The organism is Rhodobium gokarnense, from assembly GCF_025961475.1.
Taxonomy (GTDB): domain Bacteria; phylum Pseudomonadota; class Alphaproteobacteria; order Rhizobiales; family Rhodobiaceae; genus Rhodobium; species Rhodobium gokarnense.
In genome coordinates this window covers 131,047-147,572 of the sequence record NZ_JAOQNS010000006.1, presented here as the reverse complement: position 1 = coordinate 147,572, position 16,526 = coordinate 131,047, and the positions used below count along the sequence as shown (strand labels likewise).

General features: G+C 63.6%; 15 protein-coding genes and 1 riboswitch. Of the genes, 9 read left to right on the top strand and 6 right to left on the bottom strand.

Annotated elements, in window-relative coordinates:
• The first annotated feature begins 137 nt into the window (after positions 1-137).
• From M2319_RS12240 to M2319_RS12225, 4 genes are read left to right on the top strand one after another with little or no spacing between them, the layout of a single operon-like run.
• Positions 138-965 carry a FadR/GntR family transcriptional regulator gene (locus M2319_RS12240; protein ID WP_264601742.1) on the top strand — a complete coding sequence of 276 codons (828 nt, stop codon included), beginning with the start codon at positions 138-140 and terminating at the stop codon, positions 963-965.
• The gene (locus M2319_RS12235) at positions 962-1,732 is read left to right on the top strand and encodes a (Fe-S)-binding protein (RefSeq protein WP_264601741.1); all 771 of its coding nucleotides are present in this window, start codon (positions 962-964) and stop codon (positions 1,730-1,732) included. The genes M2319_RS12240 and M2319_RS12235 overlap by 4 nt, the downstream gene beginning before the upstream one ends.
• Positions 1,732-3,147, top strand: a complete 1,416-nt coding sequence (locus M2319_RS12230; RefSeq protein WP_264601740.1) for a LutB/LldF family L-lactate oxidation iron-sulfur protein — start codon at positions 1,732-1,734, stop codon at positions 3,145-3,147. The genes M2319_RS12235 and M2319_RS12230 overlap by 1 nt, the downstream gene beginning before the upstream one ends.
• Positions 3,144-3,812 (top strand): LutC/YkgG family protein, encoded by a 669-nt coding sequence (locus M2319_RS12225; protein ID WP_264601739.1) that lies wholly within the window; start codon positions 3,144-3,146, stop codon positions 3,810-3,812. The genes M2319_RS12230 and M2319_RS12225 overlap by 4 nt, the downstream gene beginning before the upstream one ends.
• A gap of 114 nt (positions 3,813-3,926) precedes the next feature.
• Here M2319_RS12225 and M2319_RS12220 read toward each other — a convergent pair whose 3' ends face one another.
• The gene (locus M2319_RS12220) at positions 3,927-4,484 is read right to left on the bottom strand and encodes a manganese efflux pump MntP (protein WP_264601738.1); all 558 of its coding nucleotides are present in this window, start codon (positions 4,482-4,484) and stop codon (positions 3,927-3,929) included.
• A 49-nt stretch (positions 4,485-4,533) separates the two neighbouring features.
• Positions 4,534-4,654: riboswitch (yybP-ykoY riboswitch) on the bottom strand.
• A gap of 136 nt (positions 4,655-4,790) precedes the next feature.
• Here M2319_RS12220 and M2319_RS12215 point away from each other — a divergent pair.
• Complete coding sequence (locus tag M2319_RS12215; protein ID WP_319801782.1) at positions 4,791-5,000, top strand: LUD domain-containing protein; 210 nt, start codon at positions 4,791-4,793, stop codon at positions 4,998-5,000.
• 376 nt (positions 5,001-5,376) lie between these two features.
• Positions 5,377-7,329, top strand: coding sequence for a leucine-rich repeat domain-containing protein (locus M2319_RS12210; protein WP_264601737.1), 1,953 nt, complete (start codon positions 5,377-5,379; stop codon positions 7,327-7,329).
• Between the two features lie 208 nt (positions 7,330-7,537).
• On the opposite strand, the gene M2319_RS12205 is transcribed toward M2319_RS12210, so the two are convergent.
• Complete coding sequence (locus M2319_RS12205) at positions 7,538-8,215, bottom strand: ferric reductase-like transmembrane domain-containing protein (RefSeq protein WP_264601736.1); 678 nt, start codon at positions 8,213-8,215, stop codon at positions 7,538-7,540.
• The gene (locus tag M2319_RS12200) at positions 8,187-8,675 is read right to left on the bottom strand and encodes a peptidase associated/transthyretin-like domain-containing protein (RefSeq protein WP_264601735.1); all 489 of its coding nucleotides are present in this window, start codon (positions 8,673-8,675) and stop codon (positions 8,187-8,189) included. The genes M2319_RS12205 and M2319_RS12200 overlap by 29 nt, the downstream gene beginning before the upstream one ends.
• 274 nt (positions 8,676-8,949) lie before the next feature.
• On the opposite strand from M2319_RS12200, the gene recQ reads away from it, so the two are divergent.
• Both recQ and M2319_RS12190 read left to right on the top strand, forming a co-directional pair.
• Positions 8,950-10,752 (top strand): DNA helicase RecQ, encoded by a 1,803-nt coding sequence (gene recQ / locus M2319_RS12195; protein WP_264601734.1) that lies wholly within the window; start codon positions 8,950-8,952, stop codon positions 10,750-10,752.
• 203 nt (positions 10,753-10,955) lie between these two features.
• Positions 10,956-12,425: a hypothetical protein gene (locus M2319_RS12190; protein WP_264601733.1), complete on the top strand. Its 1,470-nt coding sequence runs from the start codon at positions 10,956-10,958 to the stop codon at positions 12,423-12,425.
• On the opposite strand, the gene M2319_RS12185 is transcribed toward M2319_RS12190, so the two are convergent.
• On the bottom strand, positions 12,417-13,139 hold the full coding sequence (locus tag M2319_RS12185) for a class I SAM-dependent methyltransferase (protein WP_406682106.1): 723 nt from the start codon (positions 13,137-13,139) through the stop codon (positions 12,417-12,419). The genes M2319_RS12190 and M2319_RS12185 overlap by 9 nt on opposite strands.
• A gap of 6 nt (positions 13,140-13,145) precedes the next feature.
• Positions 13,146-14,387 (bottom strand): DUF3419 family protein, encoded by a 1,242-nt coding sequence (locus M2319_RS12180; protein ID WP_264601732.1) that lies wholly within the window; start codon positions 14,385-14,387, stop codon positions 13,146-13,148.
• Positions 14,388-14,540: 153 nt separating this feature from the next.
• On the opposite strand from M2319_RS12180, the gene M2319_RS12175 reads away from it, so the two are divergent.
• Positions 14,541-15,161 (top strand): hypothetical protein, encoded by a 621-nt coding sequence (locus tag M2319_RS12175; RefSeq protein WP_264601731.1) that lies wholly within the window; start codon positions 14,541-14,543, stop codon positions 15,159-15,161.
• Between the two features lie 333 nt (positions 15,162-15,494).
• Here the strand turns inward: M2319_RS12175 and M2319_RS12170 are convergent, their stop codons facing one another.
• Positions 15,495-16,418 (bottom strand): DMT family transporter, encoded by a 924-nt coding sequence (locus M2319_RS12170; protein WP_264601730.1) that lies wholly within the window; start codon positions 16,416-16,418, stop codon positions 15,495-15,497.
• Between the last annotated feature and the right edge of the window lie 108 nt (positions 16,419-16,526).

Genomic DNA, 16,526 nt, shown 5'->3' with positions numbered 1-16,526 from the left:
AAGTCGCCCTTATTGGGTAATAAACTTGACCACGCAAGGCAAGCCGGAATACTCTCGATAAAAGAATAATCCGTGAACGCCAGACAAAAACCAGCGACGCGGGGGAGCGAAACACTTTTCCATAGAAGCAAAAAGGCATGGTTTTTCAGCGCATACGGCACAATGTGACCGCAGACGCCGTCGTCGACCAAGTCGAGGGCCTGATCCTACAGGGCGTCCTGCGGTCGGGAGACCAGTTGCCGCCGGAGCGCGAACTGGCCAAATTAGTTGATGTCTCGCGGCCGATCCTGCGCGATGCCATCAAGAAGCTGGAGCAGCGCGGCCTCATCGTCACGCGCCATGGCGAGGGCACCTTCGTCGCCGACCTCATCGGCACCGTGTTTTCCGAGCCGATCATCGAGCTGTTCCAGCGCCGCCCGCCGGCCGTGCGCGACTATCTGGAGTTCCGCCGCGACATCGAGGCGGTCGCCGCCGGGCTCGCGGCCGAGCGCGCCACCGACGCCGACCGGGAGATCCTGACCCGGCTGTTTCGCAGCATGGAGGCGGCGCACGGGCGCGGCGACTTCGACGAGGAGGCCGCGATCGACGTGGAGCTGCATGCCGCGATCGGCGAGAGCAGCCACAACATCATGCTGCTCCATGTCCTGCGCGCCTGCTACCGGCTGCTCGCCGACGGCATCTTCTACAGTCGCAACAAGCTCTATGCCTATGCCGACGCGCCGGAGAGCCTCCTGCAGCAGCACCGGGCGATCTACGAGGCGATCATGGCCGGCGACCGGGCCGGCGCGGAGGAAGCGGCCCGCAGGCACATGGACTTCGTCATCACCACCATCGACGAGATCGATCGCGCCGGCATGTGGCAAACAGTTGCTTCCATGCGCCTGCAACAGCTAGACCAGCGACCGGGCGGTCGCGGCACGCGCCGCAGGACCGCCCGCGCAACGAAAGGACCCGACGGCACATGACATCCGCACCTCCCAGGCGCCCCAAGGTCGGGCTGTTCGTCACCTGCCTCGTCGACCTGATGCGCCCGGCCGTGGGGTTCGCTGCTGCGCGGCTGCTGTCCAATAACGGTTGCGACCTCGTCGTGCCGCCGGAGCAGACCTGCTGCGGCCAGCCGGCGTTCAATTCCGGCGACCGGGAGGACACGCGCGCCATCGCCGAACAGGTGATCGCCACCTTCGAGGGCTTCGACTATGTCGTCGTGCCGTCCGGCTCCTGCGCGGCGATGATGAAGGTGCACTATCCGGAATTGTTCGCGGCGGGCAGCAACTGGCGCGCCCGGGCCGAGGCGTTCTCGGCGAAGGTCTTCGAACTCGTCAGCTTCCTGACCGATGTGCTGAAGATCGAGGCGCTCGACGCCCGCTTTCCGGCCAGCGCCACCTATCACGACTCCTGCTCGGGCCTGCGCGAACTCGGCATCCACGACCAGCCGCGGAGGCTCCTTGCCGGCATCGACGGCTTGAGCCTCACCGAGATGAAGGACCCGGACGTCTGCTGCGGCTTCGGCGGCACGTTCTGCGTCAAATATTCCGACATCTCCAACGCCATCGTCGAACGCAAGGCGGCCAACATCACCGCCAGCGGCGCCGACACCGTGCTTGCCGGCGATCTCGGCTGCCTGCTCAACATGGCCGGCAAGCTGAAGCGGGACGGCTCGGCGATAAAGGCGCGGCATGTCGCGGAAGTGCTCGCCGGCATGGCCGACACGCCGGCCATCGGAGAAGGCTGATGCAGATCACCGCCCCGAAATTCAAGGAAAACGCGACCAAGGCGCTGCACGACGCCAGCCTGCAGAAGGCGCTCGGCAATGTGGAGCGCGGCTTCGTCGCCAAGCGGGCGAAGGCCGCCGCGGCGCTGCCGGAGTTCGATGCCCTGCGCGATGCGGCGCGCGACATCAAGAACCACACACTGGAAAACCTCGATCTTTACCTCGAAGCCTATGAGGAGAAGGTGACGGCGGCCGGCGGCCATGTGCACTGGGCCTCGACCGCCAAGGACGCCCGCGACGCCATCCTCGACATCTGCAAGACGGCGAATGCCCGCACGGTCACCAAGGGCAAGTCGATGATCACCGAGGAGATCGGCCTCAACGATCACCTCGAAAAGAACGGCATCCACCCGATCGAGACAGACCTCGGCGAATACATCATCCAGCTTCGCGGCGAGACGCCGAGCCACATCATCGCGCCGGCCGTCCACGTCAACAAGGAGGAGATCGAGGCCGATTTCCGCCGCGTCCACACCCACCTGCCGAAGGACCGGCAGATCACCGAGCCGACCGCCCTTCTCTCCGAAGCGCGCGTCGTGCTGCGCCAGGAATATTTCAACGCCGACGTCGGCATCACCGGCGCCAATTTCCTCATCGCCGAGACCGGCTCCTCGATCATCGTCACCAACGAGGGCAACGGCGACCTGACGCAGACGCTGCCGCGGGTCCACATCGTCGTCGCCTCGATCGAAAAGGTGGTGCCGACGCTGGAGGACGTCTCGACGATCCTGCGGGTGCTGGCGCGGTCCGCCACCGGCCAGGACATGTCGGTCTACACGACGCTCTCCACCGGGCCGAAGCGGCCGGAGGACCCGGACGGGCCGGACGAATACCACGTCATCCTGCTCGACAACGGCCGCTCGTCGATGCTCGGCACGGAGTTCCAGGACATGCTGCGCTGCATCCGCTGCGGCGCCTGCATGAACCACTGCCCGGTCTACCACGCGGTCGGCGGCCACGCCTACGGATCGGTCTATCCGGGGCCGATGGGCGCGGTGCTGACGCCGAAACTCTGGGGCATCGACCAGTCCGGCCACCTGCCGAACGCCTCGACCTTCTGCGGGCGCTGCGAGAGCGTCTGCCCGATGCGCATCCCGCTCCCGAAAATGATGCGGCACTGGCGCGAGCGGGCCTTCGAGGCGCATCAGGAGCCGGCCGCGCAGCGTTATGGGCTGAGCCTCTGGGCTTTCCTCGCCAAGCGCCCAAAACTCTATCACCTGGCGACCGGGATCGCCGCGCGGGGAATGGCGATGCTCGGCGGCAGCAAGCGCCGGCTGTCCTCGCTGCCGCTGGCCGGCGGCTGGACGAAGCATCGCGACCTACCGGCGCCGGAGCCGAAGACCTTCCTTCAGCAGTGGGCGGAGGGCAAGCGATGAGCCGCGACAGCATCCTCGGCACCGTCCGCGCCTCGCTGAAGGGCGACGCCGACCTCGATGCCCGCCGCGAGGCGGTTCGCGCGCGGCTTTCCGGCCACCAGCGCAACCTGATCCCGGCGCGCGGGCAACTCGGTGACGCCGAGCGCGTCGCGCTGTTCGCCGGGCAGGCGGAAAAGGTCGGCGCGACGGTCGCGCGCGTGGCGGATGCCGGCGCCGTGCCGGAAGCGGTTGCCGATTACCTGCGCGGCCGCAACCTGCCGCAGCGGATCCGCAAGGGCATGGACAAGCGCCTCGGCGCCCTCCCCTTCGACAAGACGCCCACTCTGGAGGTCAACACCGGCCCCTCCGACGGCACCGACCTCGTCGGCCTCAGCCACGCCTTCGGCGGCGTCGCGGAGACCGGCACGCTGGTGCTCGCCTCCGGAGGCGACAACCCGACGACCCTCAACTTCCTGCCGGAGACCCATATCGTCGTCATCTCCGCGGAAGACATCGCCGGCGACTACGAGACCGTGTTCGAGCGCGTCCGCGCCGCCTATGGCGAAGGCACCATGCCGCGCTGCCTCAACCTCGTCACCGGCCCCTCCCGCTCCGGCGACATCGAGCAGACCATTTTGCTCGGCGCCCACGGGCCGAAGGACGTGCACATCGTCGTGGTGGGGTAAGGGGCAAAGCCTTAAAGCATGTTGCGTTTTCCCTGAAACGGGAAACATGCTTTAAGTCTTTGTTTTGACGCGATTTCTTATCCAAAAAGTCTGTCAACTTTTTGGGAAAGCGCGTTAGGCAACGCTCAGGTGCTGATAGAGGATCAACGCACCCAGGCCCAACAGCGCGCAGCCGCCGAGCATCTCGGCCGCCCGCCCGAAATGCCGCCCGAGGAAGCGGCCCGCGAGGACGCCGGTCGAGCTCATGGTCATGGTCGCCAGGCCGATCGCGGCGGCGACGATGAGGATGTTCACATCGAGAAAGGCGAGGGAGACGCCGACGGCCATGGCATCGATGGACGTGCCGACCGCCGTGGCGATCGTCATCCACAGGTCCTGGGGCGGCCGCTCGTCCTCCTTGCGCGTCCAGGCCTGGTAGACCATGCGCAGGCCGACGGCGGCGAGCAGGCCAAAGGCGATCCAGTGATCGACCTTTTCCACATGACTGGCGGCGGCGACGCCGGCCGCCCAGCCGATCAGCGGCGTGATCGCCTCCACGATGCCGAAGATCGCCCCGGTCCGGATCGCCAGCCCGAAGCTCGGCCGGTCGCTGGCGGCGCCCTTGCCGAGCGAGGCGATGAACGCGTCGATGGACATGGAGACGGCGAGAACGCCGATGGCGAGGGGAGACATGGCCGGGTGTTCCTTTGGGCGAATCCGGGCGCTGGACGGCACCTGCCCGAAGACCCGCCGCACCACGGTCTCGCAAAGCCCGAAGGACCAGACACGCCACGCGAATTTGCGCGAGTATGTTGACGTGCCTCCGCCGCACCCGGCGGTCGCTACTCCCCGATGCCCCGTTGATACAAATCAACGACGGTAAGTCAAATGAAAACAATAGTTTAAAATGATACTTGGTTGCATTCTAGACACAGAATGGGCGGGAGGCTTCCGCGTGGGATGGAGGGGGTTTGGGGGCGAGATGGGGGCGGCGACGGAATGCGGACCCACATCGTCGCCATCTCCGCCGAGGACATCGCCGGCGACCACGAAACCGTGTTCGAGCGCGTCCGCGCCGCCTATGGCGAAGGCACCATGCCGCGCTGCCTCAACCTCATCACCGGCCCCTCCCGCTCCGGCGACATCGAGCAGACCATCCTGCTGGGCGCGCATGGGCCGAAGGACGTGCATGTCGTGGTGGTGGGGTAGCGGCGCACGGCCTCATCGGCCGAATGGCAACGCTATCCTGGCGTCCCACAGGGAACGCACAAGTCTCCTCAGAGGACGAAGAGGCCAAGCGGCGATGAGTGCGAATTGCCGGAATGGGCGGGGAAGCGGGCATTCGCTGCAGCAAGCACAAGCGACAGCAATGCGGACAAAGCTGCCATCTCAGAACCAAACGATAGTGCTCAAAGATCAGCACATAATTTCTGCGCAAATTTGCCCCTCCGAACAAAGCGATGCTTAGTCAGATAGATATGCTGATCGCGGGCTTTCAGTAACAGACTCTGCCTACGTTCGCACTAGACTTATCATCACCGGAGTGTCAGGGACTTAACCAGCCCTTGAACTAGGACCGAAGTCGATGGCTTTGGATTATATAACCCCGAACGCGAACCTCGCACGTGAACTGCACCAGGTCGCCAAGGAAGCCGCGCTAGTCGCTGACAGGTTGCGTGGCATCAATTTGATGCCACGAAAATTTCCTGAGGAAGCGGTGAACGAGCTTTGTCTCTCCCTCCTAAGCCTCAAAGATGGCACTGCTGAAGGCTGCGTCGAGCCGCTGAACTTTGCGCGATATATGCTCCCGTTGGTTCGACGGGACCACTTTTACATCGACGGCGAAGAGCCCGAGAATCTGGATGAAGAAGACACCTTCTTCATCCGCGATAGCCAACTCGATCAAGCGATGACCCGGCTATACGGCGCGGTCGGTACGGCGCTCGATGAGTATCGTGCTCAGGCCCAGAATAGGTATGACGACTATGTAGGCGCAGAAGAGAGCTTCGAATTCGAGGACGACGGTACGTTCGCAGAGATTTCTGACGCCTCGCGCGATGTATCCGAGAACGCTGAAGCAGAGCATCAAAATCTATCGGAATGGTCGGAACCTGATTCCAAGAAGGCCGAAAATCTAAGGCGTCAAATTCAAGACAGCGCGAACATTGCGCACTCAGTGCAGTCGCAAATTCGCATCCGCCCGATTGTTGCGCGTTGGTACGAATCTGCAGGCAAGGCACTTAGAAAATTGCCCGACGTGATCATCAGTACCGCTGACGTTATGAGAGCCGGAATAGATGTAGGACAGATTTGGGTCGAAGAATGGAGCGCGTTCAGAAAACGCCTTCGCCATCTTGCCTACGATCAAATGCGTGGCTTGGCTGACGCCTTGCAGGCGACAGGCGAACGTCTGAAAAAGCATTGTCGTCCAGCTCAAAATACTATCGAGAGACAGCGCGATCCCGAAGTCATGGCGGCAGAGCGCCGCGTGAAAGAGATTCTCTTGGCAGGAGACCCTTTGCCGAAGGAAATCGCCCAAAAGGCCGAAATCATTGTCTTCAGGAAACGCGACGGCACGATCAAGCGCTCTGAAGACCTGCTGTTGTTGACAAACGTTCGACGATTGGCGGTCGGCAATGCTGGGTTAAAGAGTAGCATCTTCTCCGCCCTGGGTCAGCTCTCGAACCTGACCAACCTAGTGGTGAGCGCAAACAAGGTCAGCGATATCTCTGCCCTGGGTCAGCTCTCGAACCTGACCAGCCTAGCGGTGAACGCGGCCAAAGTCAGCGATATCTCCGCCTTGGGTCAGCTCTCGAACCTGACCAGCCTAGCGGTGAACGCAAACAACGTCAGCGATATCTCTGCCCTGGGTCAGCTCTCGAACCTGACCAGCCTATCGGTAACCGCAAACAACGTCAGCGATATCTCCGCCCTGGGTCAGCTCTCGAACCTGACCAGTCTATCGGTGAACGCAAACAACGTCAGCGATATCTCCGCCCTGGGTCAGCTCTCGAACCTGACCAGACTAGCGGTGCACGCAAACAACGCCAGCGATATCTCCGCCCTGGGTCAGCTCTCGAACCTGACCAGCCTATCGGTGAACGCAAACAACGTCAGCGATATCTCCGCCCTGGGTCAGCTCTCGAACCTGACCAGTCTATCGCTGCACGCAAACAACATCAGCGATATCTCTGCCCTGGGTCAGCTCTCGAACCTGACCAGTCTATCGGTGTACGCAAACAACGTCAGCGATATCTCTGCCCTGCGTCAGCTCTCGAACCTGACCAGTCTATCGGTACGGGCAAGGCGCTTGGATTTGTCTGATATTGTTGGCTCGGAAAGCCTTACTTCGCTCAGGATTTCCGATGTGCGGCATCTAGATCTCGCACCCCTCTCGAAGTTAAAAAATCTGAGCGAGCTGAGTTTGGCAAATGTGAATTATCGAAACTCACGGTACCTAGATTCAGTTAAAATCAAGATCGTCGGCAATAGCAAGGACGCGCATTGGCCCCTGTTTCAATCGGACAGTCCGGAGTGAACAAGAAGGCTTGGGGTTATCCGCGAGGATAGAGGCTTATGTCGGACGACTATCAACGCATTGAAGTGATCACCGGAACGGCCCGCCGGAGATCATGATTACCGAACAGGGCTCGCAATTGCCGTTCGCTTCATAGCCGTTGAGTGGCAGCTCCGGGCCGGACGCGCCGGCGACGCCTATGGCGCCCTGCCGCCCTGCCGCCGCAGGATCACCGGGCCCGCGCGCTGCGGCGGCGGGGTCTCAGCGACCACACGCGCAGATCCGCGATCACCTTCGCCGTTGCCAGGAGAACCAGCGTGCAGAGCGCTGCCTTCGACACGGTTCCCATGGTCCCTTCGATCAGCATGGCATGGACGACGCTGCCGACGGCGGTCGCCGCCGCAAGGGCCGTGTGGGCGATGCGCCACCACAGGCGCGGCGGCAACTTCAACCGCTGGCGGAACGCCGCCAAGAGCGCTGCGGCGAAGACGGCCCACATGGCGATGACGCCCCAGACGGAGAAGGGCGTCGGCGACCGAAAGAGGAGGACGTCGACGACGTCCGGCGGGCTCGTCACCCAAAGCGCCGCGACATGGACGACGACGGCGAGGACCAGCAAGGCCCCGATCCCGCGATGCACCTTCCGCGCAAGCCGGCCGGAAAAGCCTGGCAGGAACCCGCCGATGATGAGGGGCTGGACCAGCAGCAATGCCATCGCGACGATGCCCGCAAAGCCCGCCGCGATATAGACCGGCTGGCGCCAGGCGAGCAGCGGGCTCGTCGCGGCAACCGCGATCGGCACCACGACGGCCGCCGCAAGGGCGGCCCAGATCAGGATGGCGCGGACCCGGGTCACGTCGTCTCGACCGCCACCGTCGTCAGGCCGGCTGTAGGACGAAGTCGGCATGCAGCGACGTGTCCCTGGAACTGCGCATCACCGGGCGCAGGAACACCGTCCTAAAGTCGCCGCTGTCATAGGCGAGGTGCCCATGGGGCTGGCCGAAGGCCGGCACGATCTGCGGCATCTCCAGGCGGAATTCGCCGTTGGCGTCGGTGAGCGTCGCGCCGTGGCTACGCCGGTCGCGCTCGTTGCCTTCGGTCGTGTGCGCCCAGATCTGGATGCGCTGGCCGGCGAGCGGGGCACCATCGCCGGCGCGGCGCACGGTGCCCGTCATCAGGAAACCGCCACCACCGATGCGCTCCACGATCGGGGCGCCGGGAATATAGTTGTTGGCCCCGCCGCGCATCGTCGGCGTCGGCGCGAGACCTTTCGCACTTGCCGGAACGCGGAGGCCGGAGACGCCGGATATGGCGACGGCACCGCCGACGGCGAGGAAGGTGCGGCGGGTGAAGAGGACGGTCGTCATGAACATGCCTCCTTTCGGGCATCCGGCCGCGTGGCCGGTGTGATCGGAGCGAACGAGAAGCTGATTGGATTGTAGCGTGCTTGCGATCAATTCCGAGGTAGGGCGGGCCGCGGCGGCGATAAACCGTTCTCACACCTTCGTGACACTCCGGCCCTGATCCTCGGCGCCATGGGCCGAAGGACGTGTATATCGTCGTGGCCGGGAAGGGTTCGCGACGGCGGGGGCGAAGCTGCTATGAAGGGTTTTCGTCCCGATTCTTCTCAGTGATTGTCCGATGCCCGCCACCGCCCTCAACATTCTGAAGACCGTCTATGGCTACGATGCGTTCCGGGGGCTGCAGGAGCGCATCGTCGAGCATGTGATTGCCGGCAACAACGCCTTCGTCTTGATGCCGACCGGGGGCGGCAAGTCGCTTTGCTATCAGATCCCGGCGATGGCCCGGCCCGGCATGGGGCTGATCGTCTCGCCGCTCCTCGCCCTGATGGCCGATCAGGTGGCGGCGCTGCGCCAAGCGGGGGTGAGGGCCGGCGCGCTCAATTCCGACCTGCCGCCGGAGGAGCGGCGCGCCCTTTGGGACGACATTTCGGCGGGCAATCTCGACCTGCTCTATGTGGCGCCGGAGACGCTGCTCAGCAACGGCGTCCTGGAGCGGCTCGGCCGGGCGAAGCTGTCGCTGATCGCCATCGACGAGGCCCACTGCCTCTCCCAATGGGGCCATGACTTCCGCCCCTCCTATCGCCAGCTCGACGTGCTCGTGCGGCAGTTTCCCGACATACCGCGCATGGCGCTGACGGCGACGGCCGATGCGCCGACGCGCGCGGAGATCCTCGCCCATCTTCAGATCGCCGAGAGCGATGCCTTCATCGCCGGCTTCGACCGCCCCAACATCCGCTATGCCATCGCGGAAAAGGACACTCCGCGCGCCCAGCTCAAGGATTTTCTGAAGCGCCACCAGGGCGAGGCCGGCATCGTCTATTGCCTCTCCAAGCGCAAGACCGAGGAGACGGCCGCCTGGCTGCGCGGCGAGGGCTACGACGCCCTGCCCTATCACGCCGGCCTCGACAAGGCCGAGCGGGCGGCCAACCAGCAGCGCTTCCAGCATGGCGAGGCGGTCGTCATGGTCGCCACCATCGCCTTCGGCATGGGCATCGACAAGCCGGACGTCAGGTTCGTCGCCCATATCGACCTGCCGGCGAGCGTCGAGGCCTATTACCAGGAGACCGGCCGCGCCGGGCGCGACGGCCTGCCGGCCGAGGCCCTGATGCTCTATGGCGCAGAGGACATCGCGCTGCGCAGCCGCTTCATCGAGGAATCGAACACGCCCGACGAGCGCAAGAGGACGGAGCGGAGCAAGCTCGATGCGCTGCTCGGGCTCGCCGAGACGGCCGGCTGCCGCCGCCAGGTGCTGCTCGCCTATTTCGGCGACGAGATCGCGCCTTGCGGCAATTGCGATACCTGCGCCGAGCCGCCGACCCTCTTCGACGGCACGATATCGGCGCAAAAGGCGCTTTCCTGCATCTACCGGACCGGCGAGCGCTTCGGCCAGGCCTATATCGTCGACGTGCTTCTCGGCGCCGAAAACGAGCGCATCGCCCGCTTCGGCCACGACCAGATATCCACCTTCGGCATCGGCACCGAGCACGACAAGACCCTGTGGCGGGCGATCCTGCGCCAGTTGATCGCGCTCCGCCTCGTCGACGTCGACCACGCGGGCCATGGCGGCCTCTCCATCTCGGACGCAGGCCGCGACTTCCTGCGCGAAAAACCAACCCTCATGCTCCGCGTCCCCGCCCCCCGCCGCTCCCGCCGCGGCAAGGCCGCCAAGAGCTCGACCCAGTCCGTCCTCCCCGAGGCCGACCAGGCCCTTTTCCAGGCCCTGCGCGAAAAACGCCTCGAGCTCGCCCGCGCCCAAGGCGTGCCGCCCTACGTCATCTTTCACGACAAGACGCTGATCGAGCTGGCTGCGGCGCGGCCGGCATCAAGGACGGAGATGGCGGGCGTGCCGGGCATCGGCGAAGCGAAGCTGGAGCGGTATGGGGAGGCGTTTCTGGAGGTGATTGCGGGGTTTGAGGGGTGATGGGGGCGAAGGCTGTTTTGCTCTGTGCTGCGGGGATGAAGAGCAAGCCGGCAACGTCACGCCACGTGCAGATGTAGTACCATGCGAAAGTCGTCGGCAGTCAAAACCCCACTACCCATTTGTCCGCGCTCTATGCTCACCATATTGGACCATACAGCAAAAGGCCTAAACTGCTCGCTAGCGCTTTCGTGCAAAGGTGATTAATGGCAAAGAAGATCGCATCTGTCGGAATTTCACTCGCATCTGATAATGTCGACTATATCGACTTTAACGATCGAGCCTCACTTCTTGATTGGGATATAGTTATATTCCGTCCAGAAGTTAATGAATTTATACGATACGACTATAAAATGAGCGAATACCAAGGGAAACCGTGCCTAAGTGACGGAAATTCTTTTGCGCTTAAAGAGGCCTGCGATCATTGGCGCAGGGAACTTGGCGAGGCGGTAGAGATTGGGAAGACGGTCATTGCGCACCTATGCAAACCGGCTGAAGTTTTCGTCCAAACTGGACAGAAAAAAACCTCTGGCACCGGGAAAAATCAAAAAGTAACTCGTATCGTTGATAATTTTGACAGTTATTGCTCCATTCCTGTCGATTTCAACTGGCACGTCGGGCGTGGGCGCGAGATCGTTCTTCGCCCAGAATACCAGGAAGTGCTTGCAAGTTATTGGCGACAGTTTGGTCCGCTTTCAAATTATGAAGTTGTGATTCCTGATATAGATAAGAATGCATGCCTAACCACAAAGCATGGTGACCGGGCCGTCGGACTCATCGTAGGGCATCAAATTTCCAACGGAGCTTTGCTGCTTCTTCCTGATATGGACTTCGCACCGGATCATTTTTTCTCCCAGGAAGAAGACCAGACAGACGAAGATGACGACCTGTTTACTGCTGATGCTAGAACGTTCGCCGCATCCTATATTGACGAGGTTATGGCAATTGATCGCGCACTGAGGCAGGGTGCAGAACGCACCTCGGAGCCGGGCTGGGCGAACGCTACGGATTACTTACTCAGTGCAGAAGGCGAGCTTCAACAGGAACTTCTCCGTGCCGAAGAAGCACTCGAACAGGCGCAAAAGCGCAAAGAAGACCTGAAAGCAGCACTCGTAGAGGCAGGTGAGCTTCGCGGGCTTTTGTATGAGTCTGGGAAACCGCTTGAGGCAGCGATTCTCAAGGCGCTCAGAATACTTGGGTTTAGTGCCGAGAACTACGATGACGGCAAGAGTGAGTTTGACGCAGTTTTTTCCTCCCCAGAAGGGCGTCTGTTAGGCGAGGCGGAAGGGAAGGACACGAAGGCAATTGCGATCTCGAAGCTACGACAGCTTGCAATGAACATTCATGAAGACCTTGAGCGTGACGAGGTCAGTAAGCCCGCAAAAGGAGTCCTCTTTGGTAACGCCTATCGCCTTACACCACCTTCCGAACGCTCGGAACCCTTTACCGAAAAATGCGTGACATCTGCAAAATCACAATCGGTTGCGCTCATACATACCCCAGATCTATTCGCAGTATGTCGGTACGTGATTGAGAGCGGTGATACGGAATTTGCCACGAAGTGCCGTGAAGCGGTGGTACATGGCATCGGGTTAGTGGCTTTCCCCGAGACGCCTACGGCGGATGCAGGTCAAGCGACCGGCGACGAAATTGCTTCAAATGAATCGCTATCCTGACCCGCTACGCCCCACCTCCCCATACCACGCATACCCCCGATAAAGCGGCGCGAAAGTCACGTCCGCCCCCCCCTCCCCCGCCGCCTCTTCCAGCGCCTCGCGCAGATCCGCACGAGGCGTGACATGAAACCCCTTCAGCCAGGCGAACAGCAGCCCCCGGAACGCCGCCGGGAGCCGTTCCTGTTGGCCGAAGTCCACGATATGCGCCCGCCCGCCCGGCTTCAGGTGGGAAAGGCCAAGGCGAAGCGCTTCGCGCCAGGGGGGGATCATGGAGAGGGTGTAGGAAAAAACGACGCGGTCGAAGGCGGGGACGCCGAAGAGGGCGTTGGCGTCGAAGTTGGCCGCGTCGGCGGCGGCGATGCGGATGCGGCCGATTTCGCCGGCGCGGGCGATGTTGGTGGCGGCGGTCTTCAGCATCGCTTCGGAGATGTCGATGCCGCAGAAGCGGGCGTAGGGGTAGCGGCGGCCGGCGGCGAGCATGTTGCGGCCGGTGCCGCAGCCGATCTCCAGCACCGAGCCGCCCTGCGGCGGGTCGAGCCTTGAGATCAGGTGGTCGCGGCCGAGCAGGTAGAATTTTCGGGTCGCGTCGTAGATGTGGCGCTGGTGGCGATAAATGCCGTCCATCAGCGCGCCGTTTGCCTGGCTTTCGGTATGCACGGGCGACGGGGCGGGCCCGGAAAACCGGGCCGCCGTCTCCGGATTGAAGGACTTCATGACGCCTCAGCCGTTGAACCGGTAGATGTGGAAGCCGCCATAGATCGACGAGCGGTCCCGGTGGCCGAGGTCCAGCGAGCGCTCTTCCTCATACGTCCAGCGACCGAGGATGTCGTCGGCAACCCGGCCCGGCAACAGGCTCGGCTCGGCGGCGGTGCGGAAGATGACGCGGGCGCCGGGCTTTGCCGTGCGGGTGATCTGGCCCCAGAGGTCGTTGAGTTGGGCGTCAGTCATCCAGTCCTGGGCGTCGAGCAGCACATAGGCGTCGAGAGTATCGTCGGCCTCGCCCTCCAGATGGTCGGTGAAGGAGCGGTTGACGACGTTCACGCGATCGGCGTTGTCGCGGATCTTTTCGAAATGCTCGTGGCGCAGATAGGGCGGCAGCGGGCCGGACTGGCCGCCGGCATAGCCGCGCGAAAAGGCCTGCCAGGCGAAATAGTTCTCGCCCATGGGGTGGTCGCAGGCGAGCTTTTCCAGCCGCGCCCGCAGCACCGTCGACATGTCGCCGCCGCCGGCCAGTGCCTCATATTGCGCCGGCGGGATGCCGAGGCCGTAGAGCGACATCTTCTTGGAGGTCGCCCAGCGCACCAGCCGCTTGTCGAAGATCGGCGCGATCACCGTGTCGAAATAGGTGCGCTGCTCGTCGATGGTCTTGCAGTGGACCATGTCCTTGGGATCGACGCCGTAGAGCCGGGCGACGAAATGGGCGGCGCCGACGAAATAGCCGAGGAGGCCGTGGTGGTAGAGGTCGCGGGAGAACAGCGTGATGCGCTTGCGGCCGGTGAGGTCGCGGCCCTCCCAGTATTTGCGGGTGTCGCCGTCGATGCGGTCGCGCAGGAAGCGCTTGTAGGCGCTGACGTTGGCCTTTTCGTCGGCCTCGCCGAAGAAGCGGTAGAAGGCGTCGTAGGACGGCAGGTGCCGGGCGCCGGCAAGCTTCAGCCGCGTCAGGGCGATGTGCGCGCGGTTGAGGTCGACGGCGGTGATGTCCTTGGGATCGGCCGTCAGGTAGGACAGGATGTTGCAGCCGCCGGAGGCGATCGCCACCATGCGGGACCCGGGCTTCAGGTCCAGGGCCTGCATGTCGACATCCGGGTCCTCCCAAATCTGCGGGTAGACGAGACCCTTGAAGGCGAAGGTGAAGGCCCGCTCCAGGAAGCCGTTGACGAGGCCCGCCTTCGGGCGGTGCACGGCCTTCTTCAGGAGGGTCTTGGTGGTTTTCGTCGGCGAATGGGGGGCGCTCTGGCTCATCACCGGATCGGCCTTTCCTCGGCTGGCGTTCGGTTTGAAAAAGATGAGAGCTGATAAGCCAAGAATGTGACAGTTTGGCTTCACACCCCTCAGGTTGCATCCCCGGAGCATCCCGCGCGGCCGGAGCGGCGCGGCGGAAGGGAAGGACAGGCGATGGCATTTCAGAACCGGGTGAGGCCCGACGGCGTCCTTGTCGCGCATGGCGCCCGCGGCACGATGATGGGCAATCGCGGCGGCCAACTGCATGATCCGGCTACAAAAACGCTGACAAAGCGGCGCTGGGCCTCGAAGGCCTGGATCGCCTGCGAGACGGCGTTCCGCGGCCGCTGGCGCGCGGTGATGGGGCGCGGCTATACGGAGCTCTTCTTTCTCGACGAGGTGACGGCGCTGTCGGCCGGCCACAGGCCCTGTTTCGAGTGCCGGCGGGCCGATGCGCGGGCGTTCGCCGAATCATGGGCGCGGGCGGCGGGGCTCGGGCGATCGCCGAAGGCCGGAGAGATGGACCGGGTGCTGCATGGGGAGCGGCTCGCGGGGCGGGAGAAGAGGCTGCACGAGGTATGCATCGACGGGCTGCCGGACGGGGCGATGGTCGTTTTTGAGGGTGTTCCGCACGCGGTCTCCGGGGACCGGCTGTTGCCTTGGCGTTTCGAGGGCTATGGGCTGGCTGTTGAGCGACCGGTGGGCATCACGGTTTCCGTACTGACGCCGCCCGCCATCCTCGCCGTGCTTGCCGCAGGCTACCGGCCGCGCTGGCACGAGAGTGCAGACCGTTGACTGTCCGGCTCAAGATACCGCTCGGCGTGCCAATGCTTGAAAAAACAAGTCGATACGAGCGGATCAGGCGGGCAGGACGGCCGTTTTTTCCCCGATCTTGACCCCTCTCATGCATCATTGCCGGGCTTGACTCGGCAATCCATGAGGCCTTTGTTTCCAATAAGATAGGCCGTTATCTGCCTCGATGCATCATAGACTACCGGATCAAGTCCGGTAGTGACGCGGAGTGGGGGGCAGCCGGCGTGCGCGCGCCTTCAGCCGGACAGCAAGCACGCGAAAGATGCCGGAGAAAGACGGACCGCAGCAGCAAAGTTTGCGGATGTTCGTCCGTCCTCACGGAACGGCCCGCCGCCCCCGCGCCCAGGCAAAGAACCGGCCGTCGATGGCCATCAGGCCGAGGGCGATGAGGGCCATGCCGGCGATTTCCTCGCCCGACAACCGCTCGCCGAGGAAGGCGGCGCCGAGCAGGATCGCGCTCACCGGGACCAGCAGCGTCACCAGCGAGACATTGGTCGAGCCCGCCGCCTTCAGGATGCGGAAATAGAGGATATAGGCAAAGGCGGAGGAGACCAGCGCCAGGGCGATGAGCGCGGCGACGGCCCCGCCGCTTGGCGCGGCCAACTGCCAGGGCCGGTCGAGGACGAACGCCACCGGGATCATCAGTGCCGACGATGCCGTGAGCTGGCCGCAGGCGGTGACCATCGGCGGCGTTCCGGCAAAGCGCCGGCCCCAGATGCTGGCAAGGCCATAGGAACACGCCGCGCCGACGCAGGCGAGTTGGGCGAGAACCGACCCGTCGGCATTCTCCAGGACGTCGACGCCGATCATTACGGCAACGCCGGCAATGCCGAGCAGGATGCCGAGGCCCTTGCCGGCGGTCAGCCGCTCGTCGGCCGTCAGCACCTGGGCGAACAGGGCGGTGAACAGCGGCGTCGTGGCGTTGAGGATGGCGGCAAGGCCGCTGGCGATGGTGATCTGGGCCCAGAACAGCAGCGTGAACGGCAGGGCGTTGTTGAGGAAGCCCATCACCGCGAAATTGCGCCAGGACGCAAGGTCGCGCGGCATGGCGTTGCCGAGGGCGCGCAACACGATCGCGAGGGCGGCCGCGGCAAGGCCGACCCGGCAGGCGACCACAGTCAGCGGCGGCACCTCGGCAACGGCGATCTTGGCAAAGAAGAACGAGCCGCCCCAGACGAGCGCGAGCAGGCAAAGCAATGCCCATTCGGCAGGGCCCATTTTCGGTGCGGCAACGGTCATGCTGACTACGCGCGAGCGATCCCTCGCGCCCTCCCCCGGTCTCAACGTCACGGGACGCTACGCGCGCTGCCGAAAGTCCGCTACCCGTTTCTTGCGGTCTTTCTTGAG